The 22,271-nt window shown below is 35.8% G+C and carries 17 protein-coding genes; 6 read left to right on the top strand and 11 right to left on the bottom strand.

What is annotated here, in order from left to right; genetic code table 11:
- Positions 1-539: 539 nt before the first annotated feature.
- Complete coding sequence (locus A8L32_RS17700; RefSeq protein ID WP_075591120.1) at positions 540-2,204, top strand: DUF1800 domain-containing protein; 1,665 nt, start codon at positions 540-542, stop codon at positions 2,202-2,204.
- A 69-nt stretch (positions 2,205-2,273) separates the two neighbouring features.
- On the top strand, positions 2,274-3,923 hold the full coding sequence (locus A8L32_RS17695; RefSeq protein WP_075591119.1) for a DUF1501 domain-containing protein: 1,650 nt from the start codon (positions 2,274-2,276) through the stop codon (positions 3,921-3,923).
- 68 nt (positions 3,924-3,991) lie between these two features.
- On the opposite strand, the gene A8L32_RS17690 is transcribed toward A8L32_RS17695, so the two are convergent.
- A complete protein-coding gene (locus A8L32_RS17690) occupies positions 3,992-5,191 on the bottom strand; it encodes a hypothetical protein (RefSeq protein WP_075591118.1) in 1,200 nt (399 codons plus the stop codon).
- A gap of 27 nt (positions 5,192-5,218) precedes the next feature.
- On the bottom strand, positions 5,219-6,076 hold the full coding sequence (locus A8L32_RS17685) for a porin family protein (RefSeq protein ID WP_075591117.1): 858 nt from the start codon (positions 6,074-6,076) through the stop codon (positions 5,219-5,221).
- 266 nt (positions 6,077-6,342) lie between these two features.
- Between A8L32_RS17685 and A8L32_RS17680 the strand changes: the two genes are divergently transcribed.
- Both A8L32_RS17680 and A8L32_RS17675 read left to right on the top strand, forming a co-directional pair.
- Entirely contained in the window at positions 6,343-7,344 is a 1,002-nt protein-coding gene (locus A8L32_RS17680) for an FAD:protein FMN transferase (RefSeq protein ID WP_075591116.1), read from the top strand.
- Between the two features lie 63 nt (positions 7,345-7,407).
- Positions 7,408-7,785 carry a hypothetical protein gene (locus tag A8L32_RS17675; RefSeq protein WP_075591115.1) on the top strand — a complete coding sequence of 126 codons (378 nt, stop codon included), beginning with the start codon at positions 7,408-7,410 and terminating at the stop codon, positions 7,783-7,785.
- Between the two features lie 84 nt (positions 7,786-7,869).
- On the opposite strand, the gene A8L32_RS17670 is transcribed toward A8L32_RS17675, so the two are convergent.
- A complete protein-coding gene (locus A8L32_RS17670) occupies positions 7,870-8,115 on the bottom strand; it encodes a hypothetical protein (protein WP_075591114.1) in 246 nt (81 codons plus the stop codon).
- A gap of 308 nt (positions 8,116-8,423) precedes the next feature.
- Between A8L32_RS17670 and A8L32_RS17665 the strand changes: the two genes are divergently transcribed.
- On the top strand, positions 8,424-10,844 hold the full coding sequence (locus tag A8L32_RS17665; RefSeq protein WP_075591113.1) for an alpha-ketoacid dehydrogenase subunit alpha/beta: 2,421 nt from the start codon (positions 8,424-8,426) through the stop codon (positions 10,842-10,844).
- A 461-nt stretch (positions 10,845-11,305) separates the two neighbouring features.
- Positions 11,306-12,811 (top strand): ArnT family glycosyltransferase, encoded by a 1,506-nt coding sequence (locus tag A8L32_RS17660; RefSeq protein ID WP_075591112.1) that lies wholly within the window; start codon positions 11,306-11,308, stop codon positions 12,809-12,811.
- A gap of 64 nt (positions 12,812-12,875) precedes the next feature.
- Here A8L32_RS17660 and A8L32_RS17655 read toward each other — a convergent pair whose 3' ends face one another.
- The 8 genes from A8L32_RS17655 to A8L32_RS17620 form a co-directional block, all read right to left on the bottom strand.
- Positions 12,876-14,588 carry an OmpL47-type beta-barrel domain-containing protein gene (locus A8L32_RS17655; RefSeq protein ID WP_143525158.1) on the bottom strand — a complete coding sequence of 571 codons (1,713 nt, stop codon included), beginning with the start codon at positions 14,586-14,588 and terminating at the stop codon, positions 12,876-12,878.
- 12 nt (positions 14,589-14,600) lie between these two features.
- Complete coding sequence (locus A8L32_RS17650; protein ID WP_075591110.1) at positions 14,601-16,586, bottom strand: SpoIIE family protein phosphatase; 1,986 nt, start codon at positions 16,584-16,586, stop codon at positions 14,601-14,603.
- Between the two features lie 344 nt (positions 16,587-16,930).
- Complete coding sequence (locus A8L32_RS17645; RefSeq protein ID WP_075591109.1) at positions 16,931-17,956, bottom strand: potassium channel family protein; 1,026 nt, start codon at positions 17,954-17,956, stop codon at positions 16,931-16,933.
- Between the two features lie 12 nt (positions 17,957-17,968).
- Positions 17,969-18,349 carry a PH domain-containing protein gene (locus tag A8L32_RS17640; RefSeq protein ID WP_075591108.1) on the bottom strand — a complete coding sequence of 127 codons (381 nt, stop codon included), beginning with the start codon at positions 18,347-18,349 and terminating at the stop codon, positions 17,969-17,971.
- 26 nt (positions 18,350-18,375) lie between these two features.
- Positions 18,376-18,747 carry an S-adenosylmethionine decarboxylase gene (locus tag A8L32_RS17635; protein ID WP_075591107.1) on the bottom strand — a complete coding sequence of 124 codons (372 nt, stop codon included), beginning with the start codon at positions 18,745-18,747 and terminating at the stop codon, positions 18,376-18,378.
- Between the two features lie 65 nt (positions 18,748-18,812).
- Positions 18,813-20,366 carry a polyamine aminopropyltransferase gene (locus A8L32_RS17630; RefSeq protein ID WP_075591106.1) on the bottom strand — a complete coding sequence of 518 codons (1,554 nt, stop codon included), beginning with the start codon at positions 20,364-20,366 and terminating at the stop codon, positions 18,813-18,815.
- A gap of 155 nt (positions 20,367-20,521) precedes the next feature.
- Positions 20,522-21,397 (bottom strand): DUF350 domain-containing protein, encoded by an 876-nt coding sequence (locus A8L32_RS17625; RefSeq protein WP_075591105.1) that lies wholly within the window; start codon positions 21,395-21,397, stop codon positions 20,522-20,524.
- A 30-nt stretch (positions 21,398-21,427) separates the two neighbouring features.
- A complete protein-coding gene (locus A8L32_RS17620) occupies positions 21,428-22,255 on the bottom strand; it encodes a hypothetical protein (RefSeq protein ID WP_143525157.1) in 828 nt (275 codons plus the stop codon).
- Positions 22,256-22,271: the final 16 nt, after the last annotated feature.

The following is a 22,271-nucleotide window of genomic DNA, read 5'->3' as shown; positions in this document are numbered from 1 at the left end:
GACCTATTATCATTATTTATAAGTTTTTTTTAGGCTAGATTAAAAATTAAAACGACATAGATAGAAGATTTTATGCCATAGTTCGAAGCTATAATGCCACACTTAGTTAAAGATGTGACAAAAGTATATGTATGTTATTGTGTGTGGGTGAGTAGTTTTTTTATAAAGAGAAGTGTATGACGATGGTTGTAGTTTGAGCGTCATAAAAGGCTAATTTTTCCGTTTTCATGTAAAAACGTAAGGAAAAAAAGTTGTTTGAGTGAGTATAATAGATAATCTAGTATAGGCATTATCGAATGTTATAAAAATCAATGAAGGAAAAAATGAAGGAGTACAATGAGCCTCACGGCAGGCAAAGGTATGCACCTCTTTGTTTCGGATAATTATCAACAGCACTTCGTACGTCATATTTTTGGTATAGAAAAAATGTAGCAGACCAGTTAAACAATTTATCCATTCAAATTGCTAATTCATTGTTCGTTATACTTTAAACAACTATTTTGCGTTTTATATCAAACACAACAACAACACAACACACAATGGCAGCAACAGACAAATTATCTGGTGCTTTGGGTCGTCAAAATGCAGCGCACTTATTAAGGCGAGCTACGTTTGGCGTTACTGAAGCAGCGGTACAACAGTTTGCATCACTTACTGTTGATCAGGCTATGGATATTCTTTTTGCAAATCCAACATCGCCTGAATTACCCATCGATTTAAAAACCAATGCAACATGGTTAAATCCAAAAGCTACCGCTAGTAATAGCGAGCAAGATGTACTTACGGATTATTTTATCATGTGGCATTTGGAGCAAATTCGAAAATCAGGGACTAGTATCTCGGAACGATTGACTTACTTTTTGCATACGCATCTGCCAGTACGTCGTACTTTGGTGCATTCTTCCGAAATGCTCTATCACCAAAATGCACTTTATCGTCATTTTGCTTTGGGTAGTTTTAAGGAACTCTTTAAACACATCTGCATGGATAATGCCATGCTTATTTATTTGGATAATGCCACCAACGATGTGAGTAGTCCTAATGAAAACTTTGCTCGTGAGATGTTCGAGCTTTATTCTATTGGTCGTGGCGCTCAGGTTTCGGAGGGTGATTATACCAACTATACCGAGGATGATATTAAAGCAGCCACGCGTATTTTAACGGGCTATCAAACAGACGATACTTTTGAAACCATTCATCCAGATACTTTGCTTCCAACGGGTAAGTTAAAAACCCAGGAAAGCAATGGTGTGATGATAGCAGAAAGGCACGATGCTGGAGAAAAAATATTTAGCGAACGTTTCGATAATAAAAGCATTTCTCCTGCAGAGTTAGAAGGCAATTTTGCCACAGCGGAAGCGGCAAAAGGAGAGTTTGATGAGATGATGGATATGATTTTTGATAAGGACGAAACAGCACGTTTCATCACTCGAAAACTATATCGTCATTTTGTATATTATCAAATAGATGAGCAAATAGAAACGAATGTTATTGAGCCATTGGCAGCTCAATTTAAGGCAGCTGATTACGATATGTCAACCGTGGTAAAAGCCATGTTGAGTTCGCAGCACTTTTACGATGCCGATGATGCCCTTACTACAAACAATATCAAGGGGTCTATCATCAAGTCGCCCATCGAACTTATCATGGGAACGGTTAATCTTTTTGGTGTTTCTTTCCCAAGCGACTTGACAAGCTTATATGAAAAGACTTACAAAACGGGTATTTTTCAGATGATCGAAGACCAAGGCCTTAACTTCTATGAGCCTTTTGAGGTAGCGGGATATCCTGCTTATCATCAATATCCTATTTATAGTAGAGCATGGGTTCGTCCGCATACGCTAGCCTACCGTTACCAGTTTGCCGAACTTTTATTCAATGGCGTAAACCGTCAAGGAGAAGATTTAGGTATAAAGTTAGATCTATTGGACTGGGTAGAAAACAGTGGAGTCATTTCAAATGCATCTGATGCCAACGAAATGGTAGATAAATTCATTGAGCTGATGATTCCTTTCGCGATAGCAGATGAAAGAAGAGAATTCTTTTTAACCAACGTATTCTTAGATGGCTTGTATGCTTCTGCATGGACCAGCGAATGGAATAATTACTTGGCAGACCCTACTCAATACAAATCAACGGTTGAGTCGCGCATTAATGTTTTGGTCAATGCCATTATGCAATCGCCAGAATATCAGCTTTATTAATTTGGGTTTTAGAGACAGTACGACTGATTTAGTCTGTTGTCTTTATTCTGTTGTTTTTATACTTATTTTATGAAACGAAGAAATTTTATACGAAATATAGGTGCTGCCACTGCAGGTAGTATTGCATTAAGTGGAGTGCCTTTGCGCGCCATGACATCCAAAGGCGCCTTTGCGCAAGCTTCCCTTGAGGGAGATAACGAAAACGTGTTGATATTCATTCAGCTGCATGGCGGTAACGATGGATTAAACTCCTTAGTGCCCATTGGTCAATACAACGAGTATTACGATGCCAGAGCCAATATTGCTATTCCGGATCATGGTGCTAGAAGTTATATTAATGTAGATGAATCTATCCCCGAAAGCCGACAGGTTGGTTTGCATCCGGATATGTTACATTTCAAGCAGCTTTATGATGAGGGTAAAGCTGTGGTGGTTCAAAATGTGGGTTACCCCGATATGAATGGTTCCCACTTTAGAGGGCGCGATTTGGTTTTTATGGGGCTTGATGGAACCGAAGATAACGCTAACGTGGCTTCTGGTTGGATGGGGCGATTTTTAGATTTAGAATATCCAGGTTATCCGGATGCCTATCCAAGTGATACCATGAAGGACCCCATTGCCATTGAGATGGGAAGTGCCATGTCATTGGCTTTTCATCGCGAAGAAGGCATTCCTGTTGGCCTGAATGTGCAAAGTCCAGCCGCTTTTTACGATTTAATTAATGGCGTAGGAGTAGATGATGCTACTTTCTATAAACCTGAAGGTCATGCTGGCGACGAGCTAGAATACCTTTGGCAGTTCGAAGGCATGTCGAATGTATATGCCGAGCGCTTAAAACAAGTATACGACAGTGGTTCTAACTCCTCTATTGAATATCCATCGGAATATCCTGCACCTACACCATCTATATATAAAAAGAATCCGCTTAGTGGTCAGTTAAGATTGATTGCTCGTTTATTAAAAGGCGGAAGTAAAACACGCATATTCATGTGTCGTATGGGTGGTTTTGATACACACGGAAACCAAGTAGAAGAGCATGATGCTACGCTGGGAACTCACGCTGCATTAATGTATCATCTTTCATCTGCCATTAAAGCTTTTCAAGATGACTTAGCAGAACTTGGACTCGAAGACAAAGTTTTAACCATGACCTTTACTGAATTTGGGCGTAGGGTATATTCTAACCAAAGTTACGGTACCGATCATGGAACATCCACACCAGTGTTTGTTTTTGGTAAGGGTGTGAAAAGCCAAGTCGTAGGAGACAACCCCGATTTAACAGACTTAAAGGGCGGTAATATGAAGTTTCAGGTGGACTATCGTCAGGTTTACACTTCTGTGTTGCAAGACTGGTTTGGAGCCAGTAAAGAAACTTTGGAAGTAGCCCGTTTTGATAAGTTCATAGATAACAGAATTGATATTTTTGGATTAGATATAGGCGTAAAGGAGTTGGAAGCTATGAATGTAAAAGCCTATGCCTTTCCAAATCCAGTTTCCAGTATTTTAACCATACAGTTTAATATGCTGATGCCAGGTAATTCCGTCATTAAAATATTTGATGTGAACGGTAGAGTAGTATTCCAAAAGCAACTCACCAGCTTGAATTATGGCGTTCAAAACTTCCGTTTAAACGTAGCCTCTATACCATCGGGTCAGTATTTATATTCTGTTAGCACCGATCAATATCGCGAAACCGGAAAGGTTATTGTGAAGAAGTAAGCTCAGTTCTCAGCGCTTAGTCAACAGTTTTTGGTTAGAGTTTTACTAACTGCCAACTGTTGACTTTTTTATAACTTTATTTTATCCGTCGCTACCTTAAAAAGAATAACCCGCTGATATCGTCCTGCAACCCATGTTTTTCCTGTAATAACTAAACCATCATCATTAGCCTTAAAAAAGCTACTAATCTCTACCGGATTGGTGTGGCCAAGATACTCTGTATGTAACAATTCATTACTAAGCGCATCAAAAAAGTACAAAGCCAACTGGTTTGTTTTAGTGGTAGCTGCATAAATCAAAAGCTCCTTCTCATTGATGGTTTCTTTTATAATCTTCACATTAGAATCTGAAGTTAATTCAGGAAAACCCAAGGCGTTTAGTTGTGTTACATTTTGGGTTCCGTTAATATCTATAGAAGCTTCCGTATTAATCGAAATCTCTCCTGTGTTAAAATGAGATTCTGCCACAGCAAAAAGGTCATTGCTCTTATTTATAGAAGCTGCAATTCCACCTAGTTCTTGATAGCCATTAACGCGGCCACTAATGGTTCCGCTACTGTGATTTACAAAAAGCAAGGATAGAGTATAGTTAGAAAATGCATTTACGCTATAATAAGTTGAGCCACTATTTTCAAATGAGTTGATGAAAAATGGGAAAGGGTTCCCTTGCTTTTTCAGATGTTGAAATATATCGTAAGAAAAGTCTTTATTGGTTGGCGTACTTTCTCTAAATGTTAAACCCATTGCAGGTGTGTAGCCGCTTATAATGGTGTTTGTACCTAATCCATCATACGACAATACAACTATAGAATTGCTTGTTTCGGCGTAGTGAGCAGCGAGTGGATAAGTTTTTTCATTTTCACCAATTTCATTTACCATGCCTGTAGAAAGGTTAATATTCATCAGCTTCGTTTTAAAGGAATTATCATCCATGCAAATAAACTGTATTGCATTACCAATTTGCATAAGATTAGGTACAGGGCTTACAAAGGCAGGATCTACATTTGTTTGCCAAATAAGCTGACCGCTGGCGCTAGTTTTTATAATTTGAATGGTAGGATAATTTGTATTTAAAGTGTTGGTTAATGCCGATAAGATAATGATACTCCCATCGCTTGCTTCCATGGCATCAACGGGATAGTAGGCATTACTTGCATCTTCATCTACATAAACGTGTGTGAAATTATAATTTGGAGAAACGGAATTGTCTTTAATATCGCAGGCTACTAACAACAGTCCTATGAATAGAGGTATATATAATTGCTTCATTATTTTGGTGTTTTTTTAGTAGAGAAATTATTTTTTTCTGCTTTTTCTAAAGTAGTTGCACTCAACTTCGGAACGTTTGGTTATTTTATTAATAGGGAATACAAGCGAAAGATTGACTTTGATGGCATTTAAGTTTAGGTTGTCTTGCACATCATATGTACTTCCTACAAATAAATCGTTAGCATATCTATTTTTCTCATTATTGATATGGTGTAATCCTTGTGTATACGATGCACCAAGCATGATTATAATTTGATTAAAATCGTAAGAAATACCACCTCCAAAGCCAATATCGAATTTGCTTTTAATATAACTATTGCTGTAATCAGATTTGAGCGAAGTATTTTGTACCACCGATGAGTAGGAGCCGTTGGTTCTGGTATACTCAGTGTCGGCAGTTTTGTTGGCATTAAGCAATAGTCCGTAAGAAATAATTCCCTCCACGTATGGTTTTACTTTAGCTGTTCCAATGTAATAACGAACTACCGCAGGAATCTCAAAGTATCTTAATTTCTGGGTGTGTTCAGTCGTGTTTAGTAATGTAGCTCCACTTGTTTCATTCCAATTCTGTTGGGTTTTATAAGTGTATTTATAACCAGAATAGGAGGGAAGCAAACCGACATGAAGGTTTCCAAAAGCAGGGTAAAACATCACAAAGCCAAACTGATTTCCAATATTGGAACCTGTTGAATTATATTCTTTCCCATAATAAGTTGGATTTCCGAATAAAGATGTATTTACATGGTGAGAAGTAATGGCAGTTGGCTGAGTGAAATTAATACCACCGTAAAAACCAACCAATAAAGTTGGTTTATCCTTATTCTTGGATGCCATACTAAAAGGCACAGCAATAGCTAAGAAGACTATTAGGGTAAGTTGTTTCATTTGTTCTAAAATAGCAAAACTTTGATAGCCAATGCAAATTGAATTAATGTGGTAATGACCAAATTATATGCACTGACCATGCCAGTTTTATGTTGTGTTAATCGTTGTTGTGTTGATACTTATACAAATGAAAACGTATAAAGTTTTTAGCTAGTGTGTATAGAGTGAAAAATTTAAGAAGGAACTAGTTTGTCTGATAATTAAAGTACTTTGCTTAAGATGTAGATTGCATTACTTTTGCACTATTAATTCCAAAATCATCTAAAATGAAGTATTTAATTGTTATAACGATTTCCATTCTATTTTTGTCGTGCCAACTCCAAGAGCATGCATATCAAAAAATGCAAGGTGGAATTTTTGGTACCTACTACAATATTATATATCAACCTCTGCAGGAAAATGACACTTTAGATAAAGGTGTAGTTGAGCAATTAAATAAAGTAGATTGGTCATTGTCTACTTATAAGGATACTTCTACCATCAGTAAATTTAACTATAGTGAAACGGGTGCTCCTGTAGATGAAATGCTGAAGAAGGTTTTTTTAAGTGGTCAAAAGGTTTTTAAAAATACAGATGGAGCTTTTGATATGACTGTTGGACCATTGGTAAATGCTTGGGGATTCGGATTTAAAAAGGAAGATGAGGTGACTCCAGAACGGATAGATTCCTTAATGTTGAATGTGGGCATGAATATGGTTCAGCTTAATGGTGAGCAATTAAATAAAGATAAACCTGGAATTATTATTGATGCCAGTGCTATTGCCAAAGGTTTTGGAGTAGATGTTGTGGCTGATTATTTAGCATCAGAAGGTATTGAGAATTTTATGGTTGAAATAGGTGGTGAAATAAGAGCGCACGGAGTTAATCATAAAGGTATTTCTTGGCGAGTAGGTATTGATAAACCTATTGATGATAAAGCTGCCTTAAAAAGAGAATTGCAAGATGTATTGTCCTTAAGTGATGTAGGTTTGGCCACTAGCGGTAATTACCGTAATTTTTATGTAAAAGATGGTAAAAAGTATGCGCATACCATCGATCCTAAAACAGGTTATCCTGTGCAACATTCCATATTAAGTGCCTCTATAATTGCATCCGACTGTATGACTGCAGATGCTTATGCTACCGCTTGTATGGTCATGGGTTTAGAAAAAAGCATGAATGTAATTCAATCACTACCTAAAATAGAGGGCTACTTTATATATGTAGATAAGAAAGGTGAAAATAAGGTGAAATATACCGAGGGCTTTGAGCAATTTATAGTAAAATAATAAGGTTGGTATTGAGTGGCATGGTATTTGGTTTGTGTTAACAAATCATAAAAAACTCAAGCCATGAAACACATTTACACTAAACTTAAAATTGCAGCAGCATTTCTATTTATTGTATGGCTATCAAGTTGCCGAAAAGATGATGATTTGAATTACAGGATTCGAATTGAGAACCATTGTAATTTTGCCTTAAAGGTATACTACGATAATCAGGAAATTGAGCATTTCGAAGATGGTGATACTGATATTGACGTAATTGGTGCTGTTACCTATGTTCCTGCTAATAGTATGAAGAAAGTTTATTCGAGGCATAGGTATGTTTGGATTGAAACTGCTACAGAATTAGTTAAAACAAGAAAGTTTAGATCTTCAAATGGGGATGTATTGAATAAGGAAATAATTGTTCATCCCGATGATTTTCATATCAATAATGGACGATAAAACAAAGAAGTCTTGAACGAGAAAAACCTTATACTACTGAAAACTGATTCAGTAGTATAAGGTTTTTTTATGTGATTAATGTTTTTAGCAGCTTAAGCTATGGCTATCACCTTCTCCACCTAAATGTAAGGGCTTAATTTTTATAGTAGGTTTTTGTGCTTGTCTATCTTGCGTAGTAGCACACGAAATACCTCTTTTCTGCATCTCTTTATTACTTCCAATATGAAGATTAGGAAATTTACCTCCCTTTTTTATTAAAATGCCAATTGCCATCAAAACAAAAACTATCCCAATCAACACAACACTTAGCAATAATACCTTCAAAAACATAGCTTCTTGATTTTATAAATTGAATGCGCAAAAATAAGTTTTTTTACTTCTTATCCCGAATTTGACACAAATTTTTAACTGTAAATACTTCGTATAAAGTAAACAAAGTGAGGCAAAATATGTTTCAAAACTGAGAAACAAAGAGGTGACACAAGTTAGCTTTATTTAGAATTATTCTTATTAGCTTTGTTCTGTCGGGTAAAAATTTAGTTTTTAAATATTTTTGGTGAAATCAAAGATGTTTTTATTAGTTCCTTTAAGGTTAAAGGAATTAGTATGTCTAAAATCTAAAAGTCTATAAATAAGATATGATATCGAATTCAGAAATCAGTTTTGAGGAGTTTAAAAAGGAGGTATTAGAGGATTACCGTATAGGCCATTTAAGTCGTAACTTAAGTTTGATAGGTAGGAGAGAAGTGCTGAATGGTAAAGCTAAATTCGGTATTTTTGGTGATGGAAAGGAAGTGGCACAGATAGCCATGGCTAAGCAGTTTAAAGCAGGAGATTGGCGTTCTGGTTATTATCGCGACCAAACTTTTATGCTGGCTGCAGGTATGACAAAGCCTGTTGAATTTTTCGCATCTTTATATGGAGAAACAGACACTGAACTAAATCCTGATAATGGAGGTCGCTCATTTAATAACCATTTTGGAACGCGCACTATAAACGATAATGGTGATTGGAAGAATATTGCCGACATCAAGTGCACTTCATCAGATATTTCGCCTACAGCAGGTCAAATGCCTCGATTGGTTGGATTGGCTTTTGCCTCGAAGCTTTACCGTAATAATCCTGCTTTAAAACAATTCGATAAATTTAGTCATGATGGTAACGAAGTTGCTTTTGGAACAATTGGTGATGCCAGTACTTCCGAAGGGCACTTTTTTGAAACCATGAATGCCGCAGCCGTTCATCAAATACCTATGGCCATGTCTGTTTGGGACGATGGTTATGGTATCTCGGTTCCTAAAAAAGTACAGACAGCAAAAGAAAGTATTTCCGAAGTATTAAAAGGGCTTGAGAAAGGCGTGAAGGATACAACAGGAATCATTATCTATAAATTAAAAGGTTGGGATTACGCTGGTTTATGTCAGGCATACGAAGAGGGTATAGCTAAATGTCGTAAGGAGCATGTGCCCGTTTTGTTTCATGTGGATGAGATTACACAGCCTGTAGGTCATTCTACTTCAGGTTCGCATGAACGATACAAGTCAGAAGAGCGTTTGCAATGGGAAATTGATTTTGATTGTTTGCTTAAGATGAAAGCATGGATGATTGAACGAGGTATTGCTACTTCGGAAGAATGTGGGCAGATTGAAAAAAACGCTTCGGAGGAAGCAAAGGATGCGCAAAAGAAAGCATGGAAACAATTTATTGGCACACTAAATAAAGAAAGAGATAGTTTAATTCATCTGATAGAATCAAAATCGTGTATTTGCTCGGGCATTAACGATAACAAGATTAAAAACTTAATCAATGGATTAAGAAGTGCATACTCGCTTAATCGAAAAGAGATTTTATCCACCGCCCGAAAGATACTTCGTCATATCTGTCATACTTGTGCTAAGCCAGATAGTTTAAAGGAGAACTTGCAACGGTGGATTTCAGCATATCGTGAGAGTGCCCATATCATGTACAATGATAGATTATATGCGGAGGATGATAAGGCAGCGATAAATGTTCCTGTTGTACCTCCAAAATATCATGCAGAACCAGTAAAAGTTCCAGGACGAGAAATTCTGCGAGATAATTTTGATGCTTTATTCAGTAATATTCCTGAATTGGTCACCTTTGGAGAAGATACAGGCGTATTGGGTGGTGTCAATCAATCCATGGAAAATTTGCAGAAGAAGCATGGAGCATTGCGCATTTGGGATGAGGGTATTCGTGAAACAACCATTATTGGAACTGGTTTGGGATTGGCTTTGCGTGGTTTACGTCCCATTGCCGAAATTCAGTACTTCGATTATATCATGTATGGTTTGCAAACCATGAGTGATGATTTGGCAACGCTTCGTTATAGAACTAAAGGAGGTCAAAAAGCACCTATGATTGTACGAACACGCGGTCATCGTTTAGAGGGGATCTGGCATTCGGGTTCTCCTTTGAGTATGGTGATAAACTCCATTCGAGGGGTTTATGTATGTGTGCCAAGGGATATGACACGAGCGGCAGGTATGTATAATACCTTGCTCAAAGGCGACGACCCTGCTTTGGTAATTGAACCTTTAAATGGTTATAGAATTAGGGAACCTCGTCCAGAAAATATTGGAGATTTTAATGTGCCCCTAGGTATACCAGAAATTCTGCATGTAGGCCACGATGCAACTTTAGTTACTTATGGTTCATGTGTTAGAATTGCGCAAGAAGCCGTTGCTCAGTTGTTAGAAATAGGTATTTCTGTTGAATTAATTGATGTGCAAACCTTATTACCTTTTGATATACACGGCGTAATATTGGAATCGGTTAAAAAGACAAATAGAATAGTTTTCTTTGATGAGGATGTGCCAGGTGGAGCTACGGGCTTTATGATGCAGCAGGTGGTAGAAAAGGCAGGTGCATTTCAATATTTAGATGCAGCACCACGAACCGTAACGGCAAAAGATCACAGGCCTGCCTTTGGTTCGGATGGAGACTATTTCTCAAACCCGAATGCGGAGGATGTTTACGAGGCCATTTATGATATTATGAGTGAGTCAAATCCAGGTAAATTTCCTGCTATTTATTAGTAAGTGATCCTGTACCTGGGGTTTTTTACTTAATTCTGATATCTAACAAAAAGCAAACTAAGCTGACTAGGTATATTCATAAATTAAAATGAAAGAAAAGTAAAGCAAGCTGGTAAAAGCAAGAGCTAAGCTGATACAAAACAAGGCGAGCAGAGATGTACGTTAGCCTAAATGCTTTTTACCTTAGGGAAGTTCCTTGTAACAAAAGGAAAACCGGATGTTACAGTAGCTAAAAAGCTAGTTTCCGTGGTAACGAGAACTTCGCTGCCGTAAAAAGCAGTTTTCTCGTGGTAATAAGTAGTATTGCCCTCTAATGTAGTGAGTCAGTTCATTCAAATGTTCCTTTGGTATATGATTCCTCTGTTTTTTTCTTAAAAAAGTCAGATAAAGCTGTTGTCGTTTAGCACAAGGTTATTCTAAAATTATTATATAGTTTTAGGAGCTCAATTACGTAACAATATATGGCTGGCATTATATATCAATTAAAAAGCAAATCGTTTAAAGAACACTTAGCAAATCCATCTGGAGTATTTGCCTTTTTAATCTTTTTTATCGTTACTTTTTTAATTCGATTTCCATTCTTTTTCAGAGATTTTATCGACCATGATGAGAGTACATTCATCATTATGGGACAATCCTTGATAGATGGAAATTTACCTTATACTGAGTTGTGGGACTTAAAACCACCATTTGTATTTTACTATTTTGGGGCCATTATTCAATTGTTTGGTAAAAGTTTAATAGCGATTCGATTTTCAGGTGTTGTATTGGTATTTCTTACCGCTTGGTTTGTTTATCTGATTGGCAAAAAGATTAAAAGCGAACGATTTGGGTTCTATAATGGACTGCTTTATGTTGTTTTTGCGAGCCTCTTGGGTACCATGCAAGGTGTTATGTCTGAGCATATAGCCATGCTGTTTTGTGTGTGGAGTATTTATTTGTTTATAAAAGATAGAGATTCTGCAAAAGGCTTGTTACTAACAGGTTTGTTGGCAGGCACAGCAATGATGTTTAGGCTCAATTTAGCCTATCCATATTTTATTTTGTTCGCCTTTTATTTGTTAACATCTCGTTTATCGGTAAAACAAATATTTGGAAATGGTTTGCTACTGCTATTAGGAGTTTTGGTAGCGCCGGCATTTAGTTTTCTGCCATATTGGTTTAATGGAATAGGAGATGTATGGTGGAATTCAGTAGTAATTGGGTCTTTGAGTTATTCTAACGTTCCTTGGTCAAAGGTATTGGAAGCATCCAATAGTATGATTCCTTGTGCTGTAATTATTGTTTCTACTTATGTTTTCAAAAACAAAATTAACTTTTTTAAAGCCAAGGATAAGAATGTTTTACTACTAAGTATTTTTACCCTAGGTGTTCTTTTTATGCTGATGAAAGGAGGGAAAGTTAATGGTCATTATTTGCTTCAATTATATCCATTTATGTGGTTCTTTATTTTGGAGTTAGGAAGCCTTATTAACTTCTCCAAAATACGAAAAGCAGGTTTTTTACTTTGGATATTGGTATTGCTACCAGCCGAGGCATATATCGAATATTATAAAATGGGCGAAAGTATAGCTAAACGAGGAACTTTATATCATGGAGAAACATTTGAAGTGGTTGACTATATTCAAAAAGATGAACCCGAGTTAGAGAATGCCTTTTTTGCTTACTTCCATATAGGTTATTGGTTAATGGATATACAACCGCCTACAAAAATTGCTACACATCCATCCAATTTACTTCGTCCGTATTTATACGATATTGTTAAAGGCACTCACGGAAGTCCCATGGCAGAAATGAAATATCTGTTAGAAGAGGTGCAGCCAACTTTTGTAGTGAATAAATATGAACGCTTACCGTTTGGAGGACGAAAGTCAGCGGAAAACCTATATTATCAGCAATATATGAAAGACCATTATGTTTTAGTAAAAGAGATAGGGAGAGCTAAGATTTTAAAGCGAGATAAATAATTATTTAGGCTGATGAAAAAACAAACCCGCTTTCGAAATGAATAAAGAAAGTGGGTTTTGTATTTTATAAATCGTTTGTTTTAAAAGTTATAATGATTTCAGAGGTGTTCTTTAGTTTATCCTCGGCCACAATTTTTAATTCTATATCAGTATTCTTTTTAAAACCTGATATTTTATTGTTATAAGGTTTTAGAGTTTGCTTATTAATTGAATAGAATATTTTATCGCATTCGGTACCTGCGTCGGTACCTGCTAAAAATATAGAGGTGTACGATGGGTATACAGGTACATTGTTGATTGTATCGGTAGGTGAAGCAGAATAAGTAACAAAAATATCAGAAGGTACATTATCCACCGTAAATTCAAAATTTTCTACATTCCTATTGTTCACATTGTCATAACCAACAATGGTCATTTGGTGCAGTCCGTCATCTTTAATATTAATAGGTTCCGTGTAATCCATTTCCTCACTTCCATTATGCATATACTTCATATTTTTTAGACCCGATTCTCCGTCAAATCCATTAAAAACAATGTCCGTCTTGCTCGAAATGTACTTCATGTTTCCTTTTTTAAAACTCGGGCCGTTGTATTTATAAGATAATGTAGGGCCTGTTAAATCAACATAAACAATGCCTACAATATGCTTATATTCGGAGTGGTTTTTATCGTTAGAAACATTATCCCTTGCAAAATACCTAACCGTGTGTTTGCCTGTTTGGTTGGGTAAATAAAATGGGTCTTTATATGGCATGAAATCGTTGTTATCAACAGCATATAATACATCTTTTATGCCCGATTTATTATCTACGGCAGTCAGTTTTAATTTGGTTCTGCTAGAGTAATACACTTTGTCGCCAACAATAAATTTATCACCCAATACATCAGCCGAAACAATGGGAGCTGTTTTATCTAGGTAAAACTCCAATTGTTCCACTTTAGCGGTATTGCCAACATTATCAATGGCATAATAATTTACGGTATGATACCCATCTTGTAGCTGGGCTACAGGAAGATCATTACCAGCATAAAGCTTGGGCTCATCTTTATCGAAATACCAGTACATTGCTGAGATTCCCGATAAACTATCGGTAGAAGTTAGGTATAATCGGGTGCTAGTTGATATAATATTTCCTTTAGCTATACCCACTATATTGTAATAGCTTTTAGGAGGACTTAAGTCGATTGTAAAGTTGTATTTTTGAATACCTTCCGCATTTCCCACCTGGTCAGTAGAATAGTACTGCAATAGGTAATCACCTTCATTATTCGGTTCAAAGCTTATATCATCGCGATTAAACATGGTTTTGTTAACCGATAAATAGGTGTTTTTTACACCTGATAGTTCATCTTTAGCAATTAGTTCTGCAGACATATTGGGGGCATAGTAAATTTTGTCTTTTGTTTTGTATCGCAATGCATCATTAAATTTAAGAATTGTTTTTGGGGCAATTCCATCAGCATAAATTACAAAAGCGTCTAAAGTATTGCCCTGTGGACCATCCATATGTCTGATTTTATGAATACCATGCCCATCCATATAAATGGGTTTTTTTTCGTTCACCCTTTCTTTAGAATTACTAGGCGGAATTGTTTTTCCTTTACTATCGGGAGAATTAGAAATGGATAAATAAACTGGTAACTCAGCTTGCATATAATACCTATTTACACTATCCACATAGTTTGTAGGTTCTGGCAAAATGGGCTTTTGAGCATATGTTTGCATCGAATATGCTATAATAACCATGTATATTAAACTTTGTATAGTTGTTTTCATTCTAGGTGTAGATTAAGATTTATTGTGCGTAAAGTCAATCTGATTGTGGATGCTGGCTGCTATTTTATAGGTTAGGGCAAGCTGAACGCCAAGCAACAGTATGTCGTCAGTTTGCGTTTGTTTTCCTTTCCAATCCGTAAAAGCTTTTGCTATCATTTCTTTTTGTTCTGGAGCAGGTTTTAAATGAACTTTTAAAAGAAGAGCTCTAAGTCTAGAACGTAAAAACTTTTTATCATCGTTCTCATTAAATTGATCTACAATTCCATCTGAGAAAGCATATATAGATGTAGGCTTTGAGATATCAACTTGTTGCTTGGTATAGCGCTTTTTTGTACGATCCGCGTAATCTATGCTACCAATGGAGCATCTATCTCCTTTAAGTACCTGTAGTTTTTTATCCTGAATGTAATATAAGGAGTGTTTAGCGCCCGAGAAGTACATCAGTTTGTTTGCTTCATCAATACAAACTAATGATATGTCCATGCCGTCTCTGCTTACAACATTGTCGTTAGCGCTAGAATTAAGAGCTTCATTAACCCCAGCATTTAAATGGTTTAAAATTTCATCCACTTCATGAATGCCACTATTCGTAATTTGGTTTATTAAATTAATTCCCAACATCGACATGAAAGCGCCAGGGACACCATGTCCGGTGCAATCAACTACGGCAAACATAGAGTATCCATTCACCTTTTTAAACCAATAAAAATCACCGCTAACAATGTCTTTGGGTCTAAAAAATATAAAGGCATCATTAAATAAATCATTAAAGTTTTCTTTTCTTCCTATTACGGCTTGCTGAATTAATTTGGCATAGCTTATACTACTAGTAATATGTTCATTTCTTAAAGTAATGATGTTATAGTATCGCTCCAGCTCCTTTTGTTGCTCAACAATTTCGTCGTGCTGCCTATTGACTTCCTCATTTCGTTTTGTTAATAGTTTGTTGGACTTGCGTTTTTGTTGATGACTATAGAATAATAAAGTGAGTAATAAACAAACGGCTATAATGGAGAATATAAGTACACGCACAAAAAGTTGTTCGCGCTTAAGTTTAGCTATGCTTTGAAAAATTCTTAAGTCTTTTAGTTTTAGATTTTTGTTAATGACTGTATTTGCTAATTCACTTTTGGTATATTTTGCCATGAGTTCTTGGTACACTGTATCTTTTCGAGTGAGTACCCTTTCCTTTTCCGCAAGCTGACGTTGTGCGTTGATTAATTCTAGCTCTTTAATTCGTTTTTGAGCCTCATGAAATTGAGCTTTTAACTCACTTTCTAGAGCTTGTTCTAGAACTCTTTCATTTTGATTTTTAGTTACCAGTTCATGAAAAGTACGATACAAATTATAATACTCTATCATTTTTTCCCCATCGCCCTTTTTTTCATAGGTTTCGGCTAGCATACCATAGCAGCTCTTCATCCTATCAGCATCACTAATTTGAGTAGATAATAGTAGGGCTTGGTTTAAGTTGATGATTGATTCATCATAACGAGTAAGGTTATTTAATACAACAGAGGCGTTAATGTGCGAAGAAATTAAACCAGAAACTTCATGTAGATCCTTTCTTATCTGGATAGATGTATTGAAGTATTTTAGCGCATTTTCATAGTCTTTAAGATCCGAATGTATCATACCAAGGTTACTCGAAATAGAGCCAATGCCACTTTGATTGTTAATTTTTTCGTTTAGTCGAATAGATTTAATGTAATACTCAATAGCATTATAGTAATCCTTTCCATTCCAATAACCTTCAGCAATAGCATTTAAGTGTCTACTTGCTTCTTTGTAGTCACCCAGTTTTATTTGTTCTTCTACTCTTTTAATAGCTGCTTCTTTATTGATTTTATTTCCATTGGCATCAAAGATGTCGTTTTGTGCGTAAATATGGGGAGAGGTGAATAGAAGAACACTTATAAGTAATACTAAACTTCTAATGTATAAGGGGTGAGAAGACCTTATACCTTTATCGCTAACTCTTAATAAGAAGTACAACATAGCTTTAAGGTTTAGTCTGTACATTACGAAGAATGTTCAGTATTTATACTATTTCTGAATACTAAATTTAATAATTTTATTTATCAATAAACAGTTTTTCTGATGATTTGTTTAGAGAGGATTCGATTAAGAAAAGAATATAGAAAGGAGAATAGTAAAAATGAGTCGGTTTATAAGGGCTTGATTATATACGTTTTGAAAGAGGTGAAATTAGCGTGTAGGCCTTGGTAGTACAGAAGTGTAGTTTGTTTGCAACAATGATTAAATTTATTACTATGTATAGTTTGTGTGTAAGCAAATCAGCCTATAACGAAGCTAATTTGACTTCGCTATAGGATATGAAATTAAAATCCTTCTTTTACTCCAAATGTGGATTCTAGTTTTTGTTTGTCGTTTCCACGTGAAATCACAATTAAATAATTGCCTTCCAATATGGCTTGATCATCAGAGGGATCTTTAACTAAAACTCCATCAATCACCAATCCGATAAGAATAATATTTAATTCCTTTTTCATTTTTACAAAGGCATCAAAGTAATTCATTCCTTTAAAGGGATTATTTTCAAGTACAACAAATTGTTGAATGTCCTGATCATGTTCATCAACACCAGTTGAAATAAGATCGGCTGTATATTCAGCCACATGCGGTTCAAATAAATAGCTGGCCACCATTCTTGAAGCAACTTCATGTCTGGCTACTACATGTTGAACTCCTGTATTTTCAAGGGTTTGTTTTAATTCAGGGTTTGTGCAGTTTATAACAATATCTATATCAGGATATTCTTTTTTGATGTTTAATACAAACACCAACGTATCAGTGTCTTCTTTGAAATTAACAAATACCGATTTACTCTTTTTGATATTTACTTTCTCGTATACCGCGGCGGTTTTATAATCTGCATATATCGCAAAACTATTATCATTCTCATACAAATCGTTAAATAGCTCAAGGTCTTCTTTAGAGTTAGTAACTAAAGCCACTTTATGGCCCGCATTATAGATTTGATCGGCCACTTGACGAGCAAAAATACTCCAGCCAATGATTACGTAGTGGTCTTCGAATTTCGTTCCGTAATAACCTGTTTTTTTCTTTTCCATATAAGCGTTAAATCTGTATGTTATTTCACTAATTAAAAAGCCTAATATTCCAAGGCTACCCAAAATAATAGATAAACCAAGTATTTTACCAAAAGGAGTGACTGGGTAAAAATCGCCATAGCCTACAGTGGTTAAGGTAACTACCGAATACCATAAGGCGTCGTTAAAGGTTTTGATGTTGGCATTGGGATTTGATTTTTCGATGATGGCGATGGTGTAGATTAGCGCCAAATAAAAGAGAAGGCCAACAATTAATAGTTTTTTGTTTTTCATGTTTTTTATCTATTACTTCAAAACATATTTAGCCAGTACTTTTTGTACGTCGTATACATTCACTGATTTATTGAATTTTTTCTGAATGCTGGGTGTTTGTTCGCTCGAAATCCAGATTTTCAATTCTGCATCTAAATCAAATGTTCCAGCTGTTTCTATACTAAATCTTGAAATAACCTTGTAAGGGATAGATAGGTATTCTGTTTTACGCCCAGTAACACCTTGTTTATCTACTATTATTAATCGCTTATTAGTAAAAACGAAGGTGTCTCTAATCAGTTTAAAACCTATCTCAACGCTTTCGTTTTCGGTAAATAAACTTTCGTATTCAGTTAGCAGTTTGGTGTTATCCACAACACCTGCATTACCCAGTAAAGAAGAAAATAGTCCCATAGATTTTTATTTAAAGATATTTGAGTTTACAAAGTTAGTTCAGGAGCAAGGCTAGGTTCACTAAGTTGTATTTCGTCATCCCATTTTACTTCAAAAGACAGTTGATTAGTTAGTTGTTTAAATTGAATTGTTTTTTCTTTATTACAACTCGAAAGCTCTATGTAACACCAACCATTTTCGGTAAAAGTATGCAGAGCTAAATGTGATTCGGCCAATAGCCAAAAAGCGGTAAATCCAGCCACCGGAAACTGATGAGAAGAGTAGTTTAAGGATGTAAATCCACTCTTGCTTAAAGTCTTGTCAAATAAAACTTTCAATTCTTCTTCATGAATCAATTTAATCCATCCTTTAAGATTAAATATTTTAGGAGGAAGATTTTTATGTTGTATATTATTCATTTCGTATTCTTTTATCTTACGGATTAACCAGATTAAACTTTGAAGCGTTTAATTGCTCATTCAATTTAATACAAATCCCAATTACCTTTTAAATAATACTTGTACAATACAGGCTCATGTATTTTATTTACAGCAACAGAATCATTTTGTCCTGGGTAAATATCCTTTCCAAAAGATGTGATTAATTGCATAGCTTCATTATTTATCCATTCGGTTTCTATATGCTCAAACTTGAGCTTCTGCAAAGAATTTTTCAAGTCTACATCACTGCTACTTTTAACACCAAAACTCCATCCCCATTCACCCAATGAAATAATATGGTTATGTAGTGGAATGGTTTTAAAACCTGCACTCTCCATTGTTTTTACAATACATTTAAATGCTTTGGTAGCAAAATATGGACTGCCTGCTTGTGTAATTATAATTCCTCCAGGACGTAAATGTTTATATGCAATACGATAGAATTCTTCAGAATATAATCTGTTTAGTTCAATGGTTCTAGGATCTGGTAAATCTATGATGATTACATCGTAGAAATATTTGTTTTCACTTAAAAAGGTAAATCCATCTTTATTTAAAACCTCAACCTTTTCATGATGCATGGCTCCTTGGTTAATTTCGGTTAAAAGTGGATGTTCTTTTCCAAGATTAGTCATTGCAGGATCTAAATCTACCAAGGTTATTTTATCAGTAGCTGGGTATTTTAAAATTTCTCGTACTGCACAACCGTCACCACCACCTAAAACAAGTACTTCTTTAGGGTGCGGATGAAGGCTCATAGCGGGATGAACCAAGGGTTCGTGATACATCATCTCGTCCATAGAGCAAAGCTGCTCATTTCCGTTAAGATATAGCCAAAAATCATTTTGCCATTGCGTAATTACTATGCGTTGATATTTGGTTTGTTCTGCATAAACTACTTTGTCTTTGTATTTTTTCTGTTCGCCATACTGAATAATTGGGTCGGCCATAAATACACCACCTACTAAAACAATGGTTATAACTACAATGCCTATATTGAATAGCATTTTAAATGCAGGGTCAATAAATTTCTTGAGAAAAATAAAGACGGCAATAGCTACAGAGAAGTTAACCAGTCCTAATACAAATGGCGTATAGTTAATGCCTAGAAAAGGTATGCCGATAAAAGCAAAGAAAACTCCCCCAATTAAACTTCCGTAATAATCGTTTTCGAGTACATTAGATATATTAACCCGTAAGTCTTCGTATTGGTCGTTAATACGTGTTACCAAAGGAATCTCCATTCCAATAAGGATACCTATAGCAATACTGCAAGAATAAATTAAAATAGAAAGAGATTGTATATATGCCGAGGCGGTATAAACAATCAATGGAACAAATGAAACAACCAAAGAGAGTATAAATTCCAGTATCAGAAATTTCTCGGTTAACCTTGTTTCAAAGGATTTACTTATTCTACTTCCTAAGCCCATCGAAAACATCATGGTTGACACGATGAGTGCCCACTGCATGGTAGAATCTCCAAGGAAATGAGTGGCTAAAGTAGACAATAGGTATTCAGCCACAATACCACTAAATCCAGTGGCGAAAATAGCAGCCATCAAAATGGCCGAGTATCGGTTTTTAATCTTAAACATTAAAGGAAGTATTACTTCAAAAGAAGTCAGAGTAGATAAGGGTTTGTGTTTCTCTATGGTAAATAATGACCATAGAGAAACACAAAGTTATAATGAGTTACGTAATGATTGATGATAATAATTTTATCAACCAACTAATGCTATTTGTTATAGTTTTACAAACACCAGGTAATTAGCACCGATCCGCCCACATAAGCAAACGCTTCAATAATGGCTGCGCCTACGTTCGGGTGTTCTTGATTTACTATCTCGTCAGTTAATCGCTGACCTGGTAATAGAATCTTATCGGTTAAAAATCGCATTACAGGCAATAGGATAATACCTAATACAAGTTCAAAACCAGCTTCTGTAAAAGTTGGCATCCAACCTTCAAAATCTCCAGCTATTCCATGACGAATTAAATTTGCAATAGCAACTAAGGCTCCAGCAAAACCAACACCAACAGCCACATTATCTTTTTCAATATGATCATGTACGTCGTAAGGAGTAATTAATTGATAAACTGCTGAGGCAATAAATAAAGCTACTTGACCAACAGCCCAGAAAACTACTGCGGTTAAAATTCCATGCGTCCAATCACCCACTTCGCTCTCGCCACTTACAGCACCAAAAATAATTAATCCAGAAGCTATTGAAACAGCACCCTCTATTATTCCTGTACCCGAGTTGCGGTCAGTAATAATTTCTTTCTTAACAGAAAACTTGCGAAGAAGAATTTTATCGTTGAGCCAGATAGAAAGATTTAGCAGAATGATAGCTAAAACCCCATAAACAAGGATATCGATAATGTCTTGCACCAAACCATTTGAAGGACCAACAATGGCACTTCCTATGGCAAGTAATAATCCAATAAAATAACCTACGTGTGCAAAAGCAAAAGCCAGATTATCTTTTTCAACTAGCTCTTCTTTAATGCTAAAACCTCGGTTAACCATTTGGTAAACTAGCTTTCCTAAAAAGAAAATAACGAAACCAACAGCAATATATGCCACAGCATCGTATAATATTGTTGTAATATCTGATAAATTCATGTTGTATATATTTTCAGGTTTAGGTTTCTATTATTTACCAAATCCACCACTTCGGCTTCTGGATGATGAACTACTGTATCTGGATGAGCTTCTGGATTTTTTTGAACTTCCATAGCTAGATCCTGAAGAGTAACTTTTTGATTTACTACTACTTGATGAACGAGAAACCTGGCTTCTTACCTGAGATTTAAAACTAGAAGGTTTAGAACCCCAAGAGGTTGTTCTTCCAGAGCGGGTTGTATATGATTGGGTGCCGTAAGTTCTGGCTCCTTGGTATCCGTAATATGGTCTGGAACCATAGTAACCACCGCCATGGTAATCGTTCCAATACGAGCGACGAACAGGGTAGGCCATCATGTTAAACATAGAAGACATAAAGGCGTAACGGCCATAAAACTCCCAAAAGGAGTGTCCATCTCTTTGGCGCCATTGTCCATATTTTTCGTTGCCAATGTAATTACTGTATCCTGCAGGAGCAGCTACTTTAGAGACCTTACCGTCTTTTTTAGAGGCGATTTCCATACCCATGTTATCTACATTTTGGGCGAAGAAAGTTTCAGGAACCTCTTTCCAGTCTGTTTCTTTTGCTAAAACAGTATCTGGTTTTTCAACAATAACATTGTATTGATGCAGATATTTTCCGCCTTTAGAATCCATATCTAAAAGGACAATAGAAAAATTTCTTTCATTAGAAAGAGTTTTGATTAAATCGTCAACTGGTGATTTTACCCAGTTTTGCGCAGTTTGTTGTGCATAATCCGAAGTGTTATTTCTGGATGACCTTCGGTTGCTACAGGTTTTTAATACAAAAAAACCAATAATAACTACGATAATAATTTTTGCAATTCCGTTATTCATTTGAATTGATTATTAG

This window comes from Labilibacter marinus, assembly GCF_001659685.2.
Lineage (GTDB): Bacteria > Bacteroidota > Bacteroidia > Bacteroidales > Marinilabiliaceae > Saccharicrinis > Saccharicrinis marinus.
This window is presented reverse-complemented; position numbering and strand designations above follow the sequence as displayed.

Excerpts from the sequence above, each read along its gene's own strand:
- A8L32_RS17625 (WP_075591105.1), bottom strand. The coding sequence starts at position 21,397 with ATGAATTTATCAGATATTACAACAATATTATACGATGCTGTGGCATAT.
- A8L32_RS17660 (WP_075591112.1), top strand. The coding sequence starts at position 11,306 with ATGGCTGGCATTATATATCAATTAAAAAGCAAATCGTTTAAAGAACAC.
- A8L32_RS17675 (WP_075591115.1), top strand. The coding sequence starts at position 7,408 with ATGAAACACATTTACACTAAACTTAAAATTGCAGCAGCATTTCTATTT.
- A8L32_RS17690 (WP_075591118.1), bottom strand. The coding sequence starts at position 5,191 with ATGAAGCAATTATATATACCTCTATTCATAGGACTGTTGTTAGTAGCC.
- A8L32_RS17685 (WP_075591117.1), bottom strand. The coding sequence starts at position 6,076 with ATGAAACAACTTACCCTAATAGTCTTCTTAGCTATTGCTGTGCCTTTT.
- A8L32_RS17630 (WP_075591106.1), bottom strand. The coding sequence starts at position 20,366 with ATGTTTAAGATTAAAAACCGATACTCGGCCATTTTGATGGCTGCTATT.
- A8L32_RS17655 (WP_143525158.1), bottom strand. The coding sequence starts at position 14,588 with ATGAAAACAACTATACAAAGTTTAATATACATGGTTATTATAGCATAT.
- A8L32_RS17670 (WP_075591114.1), bottom strand. The coding sequence starts at position 8,115 with ATGTTTTTGAAGGTATTATTGCTAAGTGTTGTGTTGATTGGGATAGTT.
- A8L32_RS17650 (WP_075591110.1), bottom strand. The coding sequence starts at position 16,586 with ATGTTGTACTTCTTATTAAGAGTTAGCGATAAAGGTATAAGGTCTTCT.
- A8L32_RS17680 (WP_075591116.1), top strand. The coding sequence starts at position 6,343 with ATGAAGTATTTAATTGTTATAACGATTTCCATTCTATTTTTGTCGTGC.
- A8L32_RS17635 (WP_075591107.1), bottom strand. The coding sequence starts at position 18,747 with ATGAATAATATACAACATAAAAATCTTCCTCCTAAAATATTTAATCTT.
- A8L32_RS17645 (WP_075591109.1), bottom strand. The coding sequence starts at position 17,956 with ATGAAAAACAAAAAACTATTAATTGTTGGCCTTCTCTTTTATTTGGCG.
- A8L32_RS17695 (WP_075591119.1), top strand. The coding sequence starts at position 2,274 with ATGAAACGAAGAAATTTTATACGAAATATAGGTGCTGCCACTGCAGGT.
- A8L32_RS17640 (WP_075591108.1), bottom strand. The coding sequence starts at position 18,349 with ATGGGACTATTTTCTTCTTTACTGGGTAATGCAGGTGTTGTGGATAAC.
- A8L32_RS17665 (WP_075591113.1), top strand. The coding sequence starts at position 8,424 with ATGATATCGAATTCAGAAATCAGTTTTGAGGAGTTTAAAAAGGAGGTA.
- A8L32_RS17620 (WP_143525157.1), bottom strand. The coding sequence starts at position 22,255 with ATGAATAACGGAATTGCAAAAATTATTATCGTAGTTATTATTGGTTTT.
- A8L32_RS17700 (WP_075591120.1), top strand. The coding sequence starts at position 540 with ATGGCAGCAACAGACAAATTATCTGGTGCTTTGGGTCGTCAAAATGCA.